Origin of the sequence: Gimesia chilikensis (assembly GCF_007744075.1) — a bacterium.
GTDB lineage: Bacteria > Planctomycetota > Planctomycetia > Planctomycetales > Planctomycetaceae > Gimesia > Gimesia chilikensis_A.
In genome coordinates, this window is record NZ_CP036266.1 from 5,398,233 (window position 1) to 5,412,662 (window position 14,430).

Genomic DNA, 14,430 nt, shown 5'->3' on the forward strand with positions numbered 1-14,430 from the left:
GATGTTTGATAGACTCTTGGAATGGAAAAAAGTTCGCAACAAAACGATTTACGTTCCGAAGAGTCGGTGATGTCACTGGCTCATCGAATCCAGATGGCCCGTAAACAAGCCGGCCTCACTCTGGAGCAATTAGCCAGTCAGGCCGAGGTATCAAAGACTTACATCTGGGAACTCGAAAACGACCAGAAGGGTGAAAAGAAACCGTCAGCAGATGTCCTGCTTCGCATCGCGAACGCTCTGAAAACTACTATCGCCGAGCTTCTGGGGCTTCCGACTGTCCAGGCCGACGACAGGAATATCGAAATCAGTAAGTCGTTACGTGAATTCTGTGAATGGATGGAAAAAACCGACCGAAAGCTGTCCGAAGAAGAGATTCGTGATCTCGCAGCGATGCGGTTTCGTGGTGGACAACCGAAATCCCGCGATGATTGGGATGACCTGTATAGGACACTCAAAAGAATCACGAAGGGGTAAGACGATGTCGCCGGGCCGCCAGAATTACCATAAACACGTTCAGGCCATTATCGATGAAACCGGAGAGGAGGATCCCTTTGAGGCAGTCAAGGTGAAGGCACGCCGTGTCATCACGGACTACGTTTCGCTCTTCGGCGAACAACCCCCGTTCAACCTCAAGGCCATTGCCAGTGTACGCGGACTACACTGGTCGGATGACGATCCGCGATTCAGCCCGGATTCCGAGATTGCTCCGGAAGCTGATGGGCGAGTTGTATTACGAGTAAGCAAATCGCGGCCGGAATCACGCCAACGGTTCAGCATCGGCCACGAAATTGGACACACTCTATTTCCGGAATACCAACTGGCCGTCCGGTGTCGAAAGGGGACCGAACGCAACTGGGCAGCCCCAGAAGACCTGCTCGAAACGCTGTGTGATGTTGCTGCTTCGGAGCTGATGTTTCCCGATCCCTGGTTTCGTGATCGAATCGATAGCTTCGAACTCTCAGCAGCAAACATCGCAGAGCTTGCAAACTATTATATCGCCTCCCGCGATGCCACGGTTCGACGTTTGGTCGAACTGCATCCCGAACCGATGGCGGCTGTGTTTTTCAGCTGGAAACTGAAACCCACCGAACAACGGCTCGTCAACCGCAACCGGCGTCAAAAACCGTTGTTCGGGGAAGCATTGCGGATGCCGTCACCAATGTTGCGAGTCGACTATGCCATCTTGAACGATGCATTCGAACGCGTCGGCACCAGTCACATCCCCAAAGACAAGTCGGTTCCGAGCGTAGGTCCAATCCATGCTGCATCAGTTAGTCAAACTATTCAGGACGGACATTGTCACCTCGATCTTGGGACACTTCACGGACGTTTTCGTATTCATGCATTGCCCGTGTTCACATCTGAAGAAGCAACCGGTCCCGACGGCGCCTCAAGCATCGTCGCCATCCTGCGTCCCTTGTAATTGCGTTGATGGCCCGCTTACATCGTGACTTCAACTTGAAAGAAACACGTTGGCCGAACCGATTCCTGACATCGAAGCGGATATGATTCAATTGATAGACTTTCAGTGCGGCTGTCCGGATTCAGCTGGAGCCGAGTGATCACACTGCTTCAAATAACCTCAAAAACGCCTTGCTAAACTGAGTATTTAGAGGCACATCCAGGTTCCGGTACAGAAATCTGGTAATATTTAGCTGAGTGAGGCATATTTTTGCTATTTCTCACCTGGTGGCAGTCATCTTTTCCCCATCGTCTCTGTCTTGATCGCCTTATCCTTATCAGTAGCACTTTTGACCTAAATTTTGGCCAAAAACGTGTCATAATAAATAGGATGGAAAATGCTTATCTATTGCTTTTCCAAGCCAATTAAATGGGACTATGAATTCTCAGAATCTTAGTACTTGGTGACTGTTTATTGACTTCATGTTCCCATTGCTTCCCGACATTTTTTCAATCTACGTTGTAATTCTTGTCTGGTTTTTCGAGTACTCTGGAATTTTTTATCCAACTCTAATGGATCGAGCTCAATACCCTCCAGGAATTCTGTAAACGCTTCATCGATATTTCTTACCTTTCGGTTCAATCGCTCTCTGTATCTGGCAAACAAACCACATTCCAGGAAAACAAACATTTTCAGCATGGTCGAAAATCTGTTGTATCCCCACCCAGGTTTATCTTCTCCCCGATTGTCGTTGCCGAACCAACCCTGAAGATGTTTTTTATGACCATACATCAAATGATGATTTGCGATGTCATGTAATTTCAGATCCTGATCAGCAAGCAAATACCAAGGGATGAACAGTGTCAGTCCAGCTGCTCCATCGACTTCCTCGCTGTATTGGGAAACCCCGACTGGATTCGAATGCATCGGAACTGGAAGATGTGGTGTCGCCAGTCTTTCCAGACTCCAATCGTAATAAAACTGAGTATAACCTGCATAAAAGGGTCTCTGACTTTTGGGCAGCGGGGTAGCGTCTCTCAGCATCTTCATAGGAGGCACACTAGGGAACTCTCCCCTTTGTTGAATCATTCCCCACCACTCCCCCAGAAACACTGTGTTGGAAAGCTGAAACCCAGGATCAGTCACCAACCAGCCAGCATATCCAATTTGGCGTTCCTGGGCCTGTAACTTATATTTCTCTTCCTCCTTGAAATAGTTTTTGATCATGAGCTCAGAGCTACCATTGCTTCTCATGCAATCTTCAATCGTTAAACGAAGATCATGACTGATTCTAGTATGCTCAGCCTGGAAATGGCGGGTACCGTCATTAGAAGGAGGAAAATATTCTTTTAGCAGGGGATACCAAAAAGGCTGTTTTAAAAAGAGCCCCATCCCTGCGATCTCATTCAGATCATACTCAAACTGAAGTTCTTGTTTACTCCACAGACCGGGAAGATGTTTATTCAGGGCATGTATAAAATCAACTGGCAAGGCATAAATTACATCTTTATCCAGGCATAATCGATCTGGATATCGCCTCTTCAGCTCGTCCCAAGCGGTATGGTACTTTTCTTGAATCTTTGAGTCCTGCGACATTCTGAGCCTCCTTCAACAGCATGCCATGATGTATACAAAGGTGCAAATAAATATAATCTAATCAATGACTCCCCAATTGAGGTAAACGAATTCTAAAACGCTTACCTCGATATCTTCCGACCATCTTGGAATAGTTCTGCCGGATCTAATATTTTCTTCTAGCTCTCCGGTGTTTCTAATGTCCACAGATGTGCAGATGAATTCTAACCAGCCTGATCGGGAAAAAGAATCTCAGGATGCTGCTCGTGATGATTCTTTAAAGACCGTCCGAAAGTCACCCTCTAAATCTCGCAAGATGGTTCGTTCAGAACTAATGGGAGATCATACCCATGAAACGAGTGTTGGTGTCAACGTCCACATCTACGAAAGAGATGGGAAATATCTGGCGCGTGGCCGTTTTGAAAGAAGACCGTTTGGAGAAACACTAGGAACAGATCTACAGGAAGCCAAATCTAAGCTGAGAGAATTGCTGCATAGGCTTGACTCTGGCACATTTGTTCCTCCGAGTGACGCCCGAAAGCAGATATTAAAAACCAGAAGAATTCCGAACCTGACTCTGCGCCAACTTTGCGATAGATTCTTGAGCGAAAAACGCAAAACCCGGGGAAAAAAAACTACCAGAAGCTATATGAATCGGCTTGCACCTGCCCTGGATTATGCGGAATTAGCTCAATCACTTAAAAAATGGCCCGCTGCAAATTTACTCAACAGAGACTTTACTCTCGGCTTAGTCGAATTTCTATTCAACCGAAAGGTGACCAGGAACGGTAGCACAAATGCTCCCACGAAACCGATGTCCGCACGTCAGATACAAAATTGTCTGGACACGTTAAGGATGGTTTTAAAATGGGCCTGTAGAGCAGACGTACGCAATCTTCCACCTGATTTTGTCAATCCTGTTTCGACCGACCTTTTTGATCAATCATTTAATAAAGATCCTCTCCGGCGATGTGTATTTCCACTTGAACGAAGGCTTGCCCTCTTAAATACCATGGATGACTGGCAATTCATAACGTTGAGCATAATATTCGTTTTGCCTCTTCGTTTAGAAGACGTCGAAGGACTCCTCGTCAGTGATGTAGACTTCGAAAAGCAACAGGTACATTTTGGAAGTCGATTTGGTGGATCAGATTTCAATAAAGGAAAAGTGGAAGTTCAATTCCCGTTACCTGAAGAGCTGATGCCTTTGTTACGTATATCGGTGGGAGAGCGGGTTGAAGGTCCACTTTTCCTGAATCGGAAGATTTACCAAGGGAAATCCTCAATAAGATATGCATTCGACTCGAAGTCAGATTTAGAACAACAGTATCAACTTGAATTAGCTAAGGCTCCGAAAGGTACTATTCTTAACAGCCAGGATCGGAAAGCTGCGTTCCGTAAGTTCTTGAGCAAAGCTGGTGGCGTTACCAGTGACTATGTAGGAAAACAACTGCGTCAGGTAATTGGAAAAGGTCAACCTGGTAAACCACATGACTTCCGCGGTTCCATAACACAGGAGATGAAAGAAGCTGGTGTACCATTTTTAGAATTACGGTACCTAACTGCGCACGCTGTGAATGACATTATTAACGTGTATTCCGGCCTGAATCCCAAACACGAAATCGCTAAATATTACGACAAGATTCGTCCCCTGCTGGAGGCGATTAAGACTCGCACGGAACAACTTGTAACGTCGGAAATAAGTGCTTGCCAAAGTCGATCGAATCCAGTACAAGATACATTACCTGAAGGTGGTCAGAATGTTTAAATTCGGTTGGTGCACCGCTGGTGCACAACTGGTGCAAACGCCAGACAGCCGGATCAAGTGTGTGGTTGCAGAACCGAAAAACCATCGAAGTAAGCAACTGTTTTATTTTCAATTAGTTACGCACCATTAGGTTTATTTTCGTCGCGTTGAAATCAGCTTTGAAACCACCCAGGCGGAGAGTCCCCCTCTCTCCGCTTATTTTTGTACAAGACCGCTTTTGACCCTTTTTTTGTAGGACCAAACGATCAACCGGAATTGAAGATTCTGATTTTGTGCTAGATTTGTGCTGATTAGAAAACCGGTTCACCCTGAGCATTCCTGAAAATAAGGTTTCGACATTGGTGTTATACAAGTGAGTCTGCAGGAACAAGCTGTGAGCTAAAAGCAGCGGACACTCTGAGAATGACGGGAGGCCTGCGATGTTTTTTAAAGCAACCTCTCAAGCACGTTCCTGTCCTGAAGGCTGATAAAGCCAACATCTATGCATGCGGCTGATACTCTCACTACATCGCAGCCTGAGATCTCAATTCAGTGAAATGTGTATAGTACCTTGCGGCGACATACCCCATGGGCATTCTGAAGTCGTCACTCACTTTATAATCAGGCGACTGTAACCAAACCGGCGCCCATTCCGGAAGGCAACCGGGGTCAACTCATTATCGCCAGTCATAACACCACCCGGCTTAAGACTGTCGTTGTGGTCTTCAATCCCACGTACAGAATCCCCGGCGTTCCTTCACGGGTGATGTAGAAGAACGTGACGGTATCCAGAGGTCTGGATTTGTTGGTTTCCTGATCGAAGCTCACCAGCAGATCCTGTTGGTGGCTCTCCTTTCCGCCTGCAGCGCGTTGCTGGGAGTCTGGTTCAAGGATTCTTTCCACCGTGACTTGGGTAACTCCCAAGTACGGAGACCGATGGGCCGCAAGACAAACTGAATCTGCCCCTCTTCACCCTTGATTTCGTCCCCCAGCATATCTTATCCCTGCCCGGCCGCCCATTTCCGGATTTCATTAAATAGATCGTCTAACAGTTTTTGATTACTCCAGCGTTCCGACAATGCTGTCGACCGCCCCGCATCAAGATCATAAAACACGAGCCCTCCCGGTGCGCTACGTAGCGACTGCAGAACCGAGTTGCTCGTGCCACTTTCCGTCATCAATGGTGCAGAGGACGAAACCGAATCGGCGGGTGCCGGAGCAGGCAACGGCGGCAGGTTCACTTTTAAAAACGCGGGGTCATCAGTGAATTCCCATCTGTGCTTCTGCCACCACCGTGCCCAACGTGCTGCAACCTGGTGGAACAGCTCTGCCTTGGCACGTTTCTGACTGGAGAAATCGCTCTCATTCAAAAAGATGTGAAACAGTTGCTGATCACCAAAATTCTGACCGGTCAGCGACCCCAGGGCGCCAAAGATCTCGCGGGCAGGCCGCCCAAATCCATACTCGTTGTCACTGTGTTTCGGACTCAGATCGTGCTCCTGCATGAATTTGAGCAGTGTGACATCGGTGCTCTTCAGCCGCTCTTAAACAACTAAATTAACCCCTCAATATCTAAAAAAAGCACAAAGCCGGCCACCATTACAGGTGGCCGGCCATGCTGACAGGATCTTTATCTGCAATCTCAGCTAAAGGTTTTTCCTGCGGCTTCGCCCGTCTGGAACAGGCAACCCACGTTGCTCATGCCAGTATTTCACAGACTCGGTAACTACGTTTCGGTCAATTTCCAATTCTTTGGCAATCTTGCCGTAAGTCATCTTTCGATCGAAGCGTTCCATCACTTTTTCAGCAACACTCTGATGAAGCAGAGTCTTTTGATGTTTATCGTCCAGTTGCCACCGCCGCTGGCGCCCATCTGGCTTCTTGAGCCCCAGTAGGGCAAACGCTTCATGTAAGAGAGTCGTTACTCGCGTCCTCCCCACTTTGAGAGCAACGGCAATGTTCTTTTCAGGTTCTCCAGCATCATACATCTTCTTTGCAGTCTCGCGCTGAAGGTCTGTCCGACTAGACTGAATGAAGTCGATAGAAATCTGCTTTGTATGTTCAGATCCGTCTCGATCTGGAGCGAAGTTTTTTAACTCACACGAAACACTGTGTGCGGAGATGCAGAATGCTCCACGTAAGGCCTTTCGTTTCCTCAAGGGGATATCAATCTCTTCAAGAATGATGTCACCATCAATCAGACTGCGTAATGCATGGTTTGCGGAGGGCGACGTTTTCTGCAAATCCTCGTAAAGGTTTAATAGCCGCTCCTTCAGCCATGCAGCATCGGGAGCTTCTCCGTCATGTATGCATTCACGACGTAATTCAGTGAGTTCTTCCTGAAGAGCTTTCCGTTCTTCATTTCGTCTCTGTAGCCGTGAGTTCAGGTCCTGAGGGGGATCTCCCTCCTCAACAATATCCAGTAAACGTTCAATCTTCTGGTTCACCTTACTCAGTGCCCGCTCTTTTTCTCTAATTGCTGCCGGCACTCTACTCTCATACTCATGATAGCAGCGTTTTGTCTCTTTGAGAGCATAATCGAACCAGACTGCATCGTTCAGGATAATCTCACCGATCCGGTCCACGATCATTTTCTCTACGTCTTTTATCTGCACAGAAGTGATCACATTGCAAATACCACGCTTGGCATCGCGACACTGAAACCTTCTCCCAGTGTTGTAAAATGGATTGCCGCACTTGGCGCATTTCAAGAGACCGTGCAGAAGCCTTACTTTTCGTCTTCCGTTGGTTTCCGATGACGATCCCTTCAATCGACCTTTAGCTTTTCGATGCTGCTCCCATTTTTCAGAGTTGGCATCCAGCTTCTCTTGCGCTTTCCGAAATGTATGTTCATCCACAATACGGAGATCTGGACGTTCGCGCGTCCATTTTTCAGATTCTTCCTCTGGTCTTATTTCCTGAGTTAGCTTACCTGTTTCCGGATCCCGATCGTTCTGACACTCTCCCCAGGGCCAGATACCGATATACTTCCTGTTTGAGAGGATCCCCACCACGAGGTTGTGATGCCAATCATCAGTTGTAGATCGATGATCTTTGGGAGCTTTTTGCTGATTCAGCATTCTCACAATTTGGCCGATAGAGTATCCCTCATCTACATACCAGGTATAAATCTTGCTGACCCACTCTGCATGTTCCTCATTGATGACATACACCTTCCGCGGCTTACTGTTCCGACCTGATCGAGTTTGCTCCGTCCCCGGTACCGGTTCAGAGCCATATCCAAAACACCAGTCCCCCACGGAGTAGCCCTGCCTTAGTGCCAGCTCCTGGCCATCATGCACAGATTCACTCAGGTCCTTGATGAATTGTTCATGTATGACGGAGAAAATGGATGCAATCACTTCCCAGCCAGTCACTTCTGTGTCAATACCTTCCATGACGCATATGCACCTGACCTTGTAGGTGTGAACGAGTTTTTTCAGGAGTGGCATCGTGATCACAGATTCCCGTGCCAGACGGCTGAGGCTGTATAAATATAAAACGTTAAATTTCCCATCACTGGCTTCCTCAAGCAACCGGTCCAACCCCTCTCGCTTCAGCTTGGTTCCGGAGACAGCCTTATCTGTATATTCCAGATCGTGGGAAATAGAATGCCCGTTGGAAATTGCCTTTTGTCTGCATTTTTCCTGTTGCCTTTCAATACTATCATCTCTCTGAAGCGAAGAACTGAAACGTGCATAACTGGCAGCTTTATCCTGTGCCTCATCCTTCCTGTGCTTTGTATTTCCACGTTTTCTCCTGCGGGGATATACAGATGAGTTCTCCACCGATTGCGAGGACTGATTTACATCAGCCCGCATGAAAGCCCAAACCGAAGACTGGCCATAGAGCAGGAGAACTCCCGCGCACAAAACAAGCATTAAAAGAATCTGGCTCAGATACCCGCTATATGTCTTGCGGCTGGTCTTCGCCGTACCAGTAGAGAATGAAGACAAGGAAAAAGGAGTTCTCCCATGCGCGGTTATTGTTGCTGTCAAGACGGACATCCATTCCAGTGTCTGCCGGATACAGGTCACAGGAGTGGAAGACTTAGAAACATTTTCTGACTTCAGGTCGAAGAAACGGTGTAACATTTTGTGATCTCCATTTAAATCGGGAGGTAACATAAATTTTTTGCGATCTGTTCCATCAGACCGCCAGATAAATAAGGGAGCAGAAAACTATGGCTCTGACCGATTCAATCGCTGCATCGCAGCCTGTGACTCCCGGTCAGCGATATGCGTGTAGTGTTGCAGTGTCTTATGATCGACGTGACCCACCCACTTGCGGATGATCGCTTCAGGGATGCCCTGCACAATGGCCCGCGAAATAAAGCTGTGCCGGAACGTGTGCAGGTGCCCTTTCAGTCCCAGCTTTTTAAGAGTCCGTTTGAGAGACTCCAGCAGTCTGCGTTCCGAGATCTGATGATCGCCTTGGGGATATCGCTTGGACGCCCTGGCCGTAAAGACCCAGCGACTGCGCCGGGGCTGTGCCTGCAGAACCTTACGAGCACGAGCAGAGATCGGGATCGAACGTACGTTCCCGGTCTTTGTCGTCCAGTCATCCTTAGGCCGGACATGAATTAGTCCCTGCTTCAGCTCAACATCGTCCCAGGTCAGCCACCGGAGTTCCCCGATCCGCAGTCCGGTTTCTGCCAAGAATGTAAATACCGGCCAGTGAACCTTGGAACTGGACGTAAGGACCTGTTCGACCTCCTCCCAACTCCAGAACGGTTGCGGTTCTGATTTAGGTTCAGTGAGCTTCAAACCTTCCAGCGGATCCTCGTTGAGCATGCGACGCGTCTTGGCAAAGAGTAAGAGGCGACGGATCACTCCCACTTCGGTATAGATCGTCTTGGGTTTTGCCCCATCCTGTTTTCGGTATTGCCGGTAGGCATCCACAAAGCGCATGTCGAGCTGTTCCAGCTTATAAAGATCACGTGATTCAGCAAAATCAGCGACCCCTTTCAGAACCTGTCTGTATTTACTGATGGTCTTCGGACGCAACTCTTCCGTTTTGCAACTTTGAATGAGTGCTTCTATCGCATCGGTAATCAGAGCTGGTTCAGATTCAACCGTTTTTACCGCCTCTCCTTTTAACAGTTCTCGCTCCAGGGCAAGTGCCCTGGCACGCGCTTCCTTCTTATTCGAAGTTTTCAGAGATTTGCGAATCTGTTTACCGCGAAATTGCATATTGAGATACCAGACACCGTTCCGGTTAAATATCGATGCAACCTCACCTACACGTTCATTATTCATATTGACGTTTTTAATTTTCGTATTCATAATTTCTATACTCCTTTACTCATCAGCTTGAGAACCAAGCGATCACGGAGAAAACGCAGATGCTTGCCTAACCGCTGAACACAGCCCGTTAGCTTGCCTTCTGAGTTCCACTGGTAGATGGTCGCTTTGGGGACCTGTAACAGATCTGCTGCCTGGTCGATGGACAGCAATGGTGGGTATCTGATGCCCCAGTCCCCGACTGAAAAAGCCTGAGTAACTTCCTTCTGAGTGACCTTGAGAGTTTTCCTGTCTCTCATTGCAGACCTCCTGCTCTGGGGTTCAAAAGTGGGGGACAAGACACCACGCCAAAAGTGGGCCTCCCTCGGCAAGGTGATTTCCGGACGGGTTCAATTTATAAAAAAATAGAAATTGGCAGCAGGTGGCTGCCATATGTCATTCTTATGTAAGGGATTACAGTGATTATGGTTTCAGGAAACTGCGCAGAATCGAATTTCGGCACTGTCAGAATTGAACTCCCGGAAAGTCATAGTGAGTTAACCCCAGGGTTAGAAAGGGCGTGTCAAGTAGCCACTGCCAGACATGTCTACCGGTGGGGCCCATCAGACACCTTGCGAGGTGAGTTACCGGCTGATTTTGAGCTACGGTTTAACTGTCTGACAGACAAAGACGGCTTACGGCGTTTTTATCCGACACTGGGCAGTGAGGGGTTAATCAGTATGCTTTTCGCCGGTGGGCTGGCCATTTCAATCAAGCAGAATGGACTCAGTGGTGAGCAGGCCCGGAACTCTCGAATGAAGTTTCTGCTGTTTCAGAAAATGCGAAAGCTGAATAATCGTCAGCAAAGAAAGTTTCAGGGGATCAAGGACCTCTATATAAAGAGACCGGGACGTTCTGATAAAGGCCAACGCAATGTACTGCCTGACTCCCTAGGTATGATTTCTGATTGCGACGACTTCCCTTGGGGGATGAATAAACTGCGAATAGAGGGAGAGAAACTGGCCAGGGCGTATGGATACAATCGACCAAGTATGCATCAGACGATTGAGTACGGATTATTCGCAGCGGCGCGATCGCGCCCTCTCATGATTGAAGAGCCAGAGCAAGTCGAAGGTCTGTTGCGCATTGCCCTGTATAACGAACAGAATACTTGTGACTGCGATTTTCAGACCAGAGAATGGATTGAGGGTGAAGTAGTGGCGGCGACTGATGCTCATCTGAATGACTCGCAAGATGATTTCAATGAGTGGTTTTGGGGAAGCAAAAACTCCTTCTTGAAGCAAATCGCCAGAAAACGATGTCCTTACGGAAATGTTACGAATCCCATGGTCCGTAAGGTCCTACTGGATTTAGGATGGCAAGCTTATACCTACGTTGCTGACTGCATTCACGCGCAGATGTGTAACTTTCAGAATGCCCTGTTAAATCCTTTGAATAAACAGGAGCGACAGATTTATGAGATGCTTTATCAGAAGCAAAGCTATCTGGCAAATTTACCGCTATTACTGCTCTATGAACGAATACCCTTTTTGAAAGCCCCCATGCTGGCCGTTCTCAACGGCCAAAACGATTTTGAGTTTGCGGGTACTGTCCATCAGCTTTTGTATTACTATTCGCAAATGTCTGATTCGCGTCGCGGGGCAGATCGCCTGATACAAGATTTTCATGTGTCCTGCCGATCACAGAACCGTCCCATAAAAATTTTGGAATTTGATGAGTCATGCCCCGTGGAAGACAATGGAAAACGTCGAAAGTACAAACCGCTCTATGATGAAGATAATCAAGGCTGGGATGACTGATTTTTCTTGTGCTTTATTTTCTGCTCTGTATGCCAGCGTTTTGCCAGTGCAGTTGCGATCACGCGTGCAAATTCCTTTGCTCCTGTATTTAATGCTTGTTTTTTACCAGATCGATTTGAGCGTTGTATTTTAGGTTGCATTCTTTCTCTCCTTACAATGTCTGATGATAAATTAAACGACTTTAGAGATATGGGCTGACCAGATCATAAAACTGCCATTTAGGTGTCGGAAAACTGTTGCTGACATTGCTGATTTTCAACAAAACAGGTTTTCCTGATAAACAATTAGCTCCTGTTTTCAAATACAAAGCTCTCCCGCAAGCAGATTCAAAGTCAGATCTCGATCTACAGACAGGTCGCGTAGCCAGCGTGTGCACTGATGTAGCATCAGTCCTGCGGCAATACCGGCGGTATAGATCGTACTGCGGGAAGTGCAGGTCCCGGTCTGCGCTTCTGCCTGGGGAAACAGCGCAGTGTCGTAGTGCGTGCGGGATGGTGAGTCTACGGCTGTCAGGATCCGCAGGACCTCGCCTCGCATGCGTCCGTCACTCCAGAATGCGCACTGATCACGGAGCGTCCTCCAGATGGCAGCCCGGCTGCTGATTGAGTCCACGCAGCAGAAGACGACTTCTCCCGTTCCCAGCCCCGGCCGGAAACGGTCATTTACCATTTCAACTTCAATCCCGGCATCAATGGCCAGCAGCGCCCGGGCCGTTGCTGCCACCTTAAACTGCCCCAGATCCCTTTCCAGGTAGCCCTGCGTGGTAATGTTTGTCGCTTCCACCCGATCGAAGTCCACCAGCTGGAGCTGACGTACCCCCAGGGACGCCAGTTGCAGGGCCACCTGCCTGCCGATGGCCCCTACTCCGATGACGGTCACCGTTAAGGAGCGCAGTTTTTCAGCGGGAACGAGTTCCGACTGACGTTCAAAACGATCCAGAGTTGTATTCATAAAAGTCTCTTTCTTTTAAAAAATGATTGATTTAGAACATGCTGCACCTGGCCCCTCAGATGGGGAGCCAGGGCCATTGTTCGGAAAGATAAGGTTCGTCACCGGGCAGGAAATCCAGGTCCCAGATGGGAGCCACGGGGGTTTCCTGCACACACTGCTGGAATTCCCCCTCCCAGGCAGCCTGATTGCTGCCGGTAAATTCCTCCCGAAAATCAATGCCCACAGAAAGCGGCTCTGGCTGGGAGTGACCTGTGCGTTTCAGCTCAGCATAGCTGGCTCCGTTTCGAGCCAGAATAAACATCACTGCCCAGTCACAGTTGCCAAAAACGCGGGCAAAGGTTTCGTGATCGACACCACTCGGCTCCGCAGAATTTCCCGGATGTGTATGAATCCAGATCCGGGCAAACTGCTCTGGATGCCGCCCCGCGTCGATTTGGTCGTCAAAGTAATCGGCAACCGCTGTGTCGTCGAAAGCGACGGTGACTTCGGTGCAGGACTGGCTGACCAGGACGATGTCCTTGACGAATCGGGGCTGCCCGGGATCGGTAATCCCGAAGCCGCCCACCTCAGTCATTCCGCGGTCACGCAGGTAGATCAGCTTAGCCCAGGCATACGGGCTGAACTTCAACAGGCGACGTTTCCTGCGCTGGGGACGCTTCCGACGCGGACGATGCAGCAGGCGATGTGTTACTGGATGAGTCTTCGGATGGGGCATGAGAATCTTCCTCGCTTTCTTTAAGACAGGCAGGACAGGTTTCAGAACAGAGACAGGAGTGACAGCAGCATTCGCTGCAGGAAGCACAGGTCGACAGGCAGCTGCGACAGAAGATTTCGTTACACGATTCGCAACAGTCAGCGCAACTGGAACAGAGGGCGTCCCCACAACGGGCACAGCCCCGCCTGCAATAACCGCAGGTGGTCTGCTCACAAATCGAGCAGGTGTGACTCTCATTGCGCGAAACAGAGTCACCGCAGTCGGCACACTCGAGACTGTACCAGCGACTCAGCGGGACGTAAGCCGAACCCGAGTTGTACGTGTGCAGGATCTGCTGGACCAACAGAAAGAAATCACCGATCCGCCCCTCGGCCAGAGCCCTGCTGATGGGGATTTTTCCTTCCCCCTCACACAGGGTATCCGCCTGCACGTGCGGATGATGGACATCGTCGTCTCCGGTTTCGGCCAGGGAGACGACCCGGTAAGGTTGTGGCTCTCCGAGCTCACTCCAGCGCAGTCGGATCTCGAAACAGCCCAGATCGATGCCTTCCAGAACAATGGGCGGCGTCTGAACGACAATTTCTTTTTCGTCCCAGTCAATCGCGACAGCTTCAAACTCGGAGGAGAGTGCACGGAGTTCAGCATCAATCTCGCGTAGCGAGGGGACGGTCGTGGTAACCTGATTTTGCAGCAGTCCGTCCCGGTAAGCCGCCCACTCCCGGATGGCTGAAGTCAGAGACTGCTGGAACCTTTCACGACAACGTCGGCTGGCGATCGGATACTGTTTTAAACAGGCTTTGTGATAGAGACGCTCCCAGCGGTTCACCCTGAGCCAGGCATCTTGGGGAAGCGGTGGCAGTCGCTCCTGCCGGGATGCAACTTCGACATACCGCACTGCGACCTCCCGTGCCACACGGAGCCAATGCCGCGACTCCTGATCTTGGTGCATAACAGACTCCTTAAAATGAAGAGACCACCCGGTTTCACAGGTGGTCTCT

14 protein-coding genes are annotated in these 14,430 nt (G+C 49.2%); 4 read left to right on the top strand and 10 right to left on the bottom strand.

Annotated features, from left to right (window positions below; translation table 11 throughout):
• Nucleotides 1–21: 21 nt before the first annotated feature.
• Together HG66A1_RS20485 and HG66A1_RS20490 are read left to right on the top strand one after the other, a co-directional pair.
• Nucleotides 22–474, top strand: coding sequence for a helix-turn-helix domain-containing protein (locus tag HG66A1_RS20485; RefSeq protein ID WP_145188233.1), 453 nt, complete (start codon nt 22–24; stop codon nt 472–474).
• 4 nt (nt 475–478) lie between these two features.
• On the top strand, nt 479–1,423 hold the full coding sequence (locus HG66A1_RS20490) for an ImmA/IrrE family metallo-endopeptidase (protein WP_197996712.1): 945 nt from the start codon (nt 479–481) through the stop codon (nt 1,421–1,423).
• A 459-nt stretch (nt 1,424–1,882) separates the two neighbouring features.
• On the opposite strand, the gene HG66A1_RS20495 is transcribed toward HG66A1_RS20490, so the two are convergent.
• On the bottom strand, nt 1,883–2,998 hold the full coding sequence (locus HG66A1_RS20495; protein ID WP_145188239.1) for a hypothetical protein: 1,116 nt from the start codon (nt 2,996–2,998) through the stop codon (nt 1,883–1,885).
• Nucleotides 2,999–3,176: 178 nt separating this feature from the next.
• Here HG66A1_RS20495 and HG66A1_RS20500 point away from each other — a divergent pair, with 178 nt between their 5' ends.
• Nucleotides 3,177–4,745, top strand: coding sequence for a tyrosine-type recombinase/integrase (locus tag HG66A1_RS20500; protein WP_145188242.1), 1,569 nt, complete (start codon nt 3,177–3,179; stop codon nt 4,743–4,745).
• Between the two features lie 666 nt (nt 4,746–5,411).
• Here HG66A1_RS20500 and HG66A1_RS32110 read toward each other — a convergent pair.
• From HG66A1_RS32110 to HG66A1_RS20520, 5 genes are all read right to left on the bottom strand, one after another.
• On the bottom strand, nt 5,412–5,552 hold the full coding sequence (locus tag HG66A1_RS32110; RefSeq protein ID WP_197993579.1) for a hypothetical protein: 141 nt from the start codon (nt 5,550–5,552) through the stop codon (nt 5,412–5,414).
• A 170-nt stretch (nt 5,553–5,722) separates the two neighbouring features.
• Nucleotides 5,723–6,229, bottom strand: a complete 507-nt coding sequence (locus tag HG66A1_RS20505) for a hypothetical protein (protein ID WP_145188245.1) — start codon at nt 6,227–6,229, stop codon at nt 5,723–5,725.
• 141 nt (nt 6,230–6,370) lie between these two features.
• Entirely contained in the window at nt 6,371–8,818 is a 2,448-nt protein-coding gene (locus HG66A1_RS20510; RefSeq protein ID WP_197996714.1) for a recombinase family protein, read from the bottom strand.
• An 87-nt stretch (nt 8,819–8,905) separates the two neighbouring features.
• Nucleotides 8,906–10,009, bottom strand: a complete 1,104-nt coding sequence (locus tag HG66A1_RS20515; RefSeq protein WP_145188251.1) for a site-specific integrase — start codon at nt 10,007–10,009, stop codon at nt 8,906–8,908.
• Nucleotides 10,010–10,014: 5 nt separating this feature from the next.
• Nucleotides 10,015–10,266: a helix-turn-helix domain-containing protein gene (locus tag HG66A1_RS20520; RefSeq protein WP_145188254.1), complete on the bottom strand. Its 252-nt coding sequence runs from the start codon at nt 10,264–10,266 to the stop codon at nt 10,015–10,017.
• A 420-nt stretch (nt 10,267–10,686) separates the two neighbouring features.
• Between HG66A1_RS20520 and HG66A1_RS20525 the strand changes: the two genes are divergently transcribed.
• Nucleotides 10,687–11,766, top strand: coding sequence for a hypothetical protein (locus HG66A1_RS20525; protein ID WP_145188257.1), 1,080 nt, complete (start codon nt 10,687–10,689; stop codon nt 11,764–11,766).
• Here the strand turns inward: HG66A1_RS20525 and HG66A1_RS32120 are convergent.
• From HG66A1_RS32120 to HG66A1_RS20540, 4 genes are all read right to left on the bottom strand, one after another.
• On the bottom strand, nt 11,748–11,906 hold the full coding sequence (locus HG66A1_RS32120; protein ID WP_197996715.1) for a hypothetical protein: 159 nt from the start codon (nt 11,904–11,906) through the stop codon (nt 11,748–11,750). The two genes, HG66A1_RS20525 and HG66A1_RS32120, sit on opposite strands and share 19 nt — an antisense overlap.
• A gap of 157 nt (nt 11,907–12,063) precedes the next feature.
• Nucleotides 12,064–12,717, bottom strand: coding sequence for a ThiF family adenylyltransferase (locus HG66A1_RS20530; protein ID WP_145188260.1), 654 nt, complete (start codon nt 12,715–12,717; stop codon nt 12,064–12,066).
• Nucleotides 12,718–12,772: 55 nt separating this feature from the next.
• Nucleotides 12,773–13,345: a hypothetical protein gene (locus HG66A1_RS20535; RefSeq protein WP_197996716.1), complete on the bottom strand. Its 573-nt coding sequence runs from the start codon at nt 13,343–13,345 to the stop codon at nt 12,773–12,775.
• Nucleotides 13,317–14,381, bottom strand: coding sequence for a hypothetical protein (locus tag HG66A1_RS20540; protein ID WP_197996717.1), 1,065 nt, complete (start codon nt 14,379–14,381; stop codon nt 13,317–13,319). Before HG66A1_RS20540 ends, HG66A1_RS20535 begins: the two co-directional genes overlap by 29 nt.
• Between the last annotated feature and the right edge of the window lie 49 nt (nt 14,382–14,430).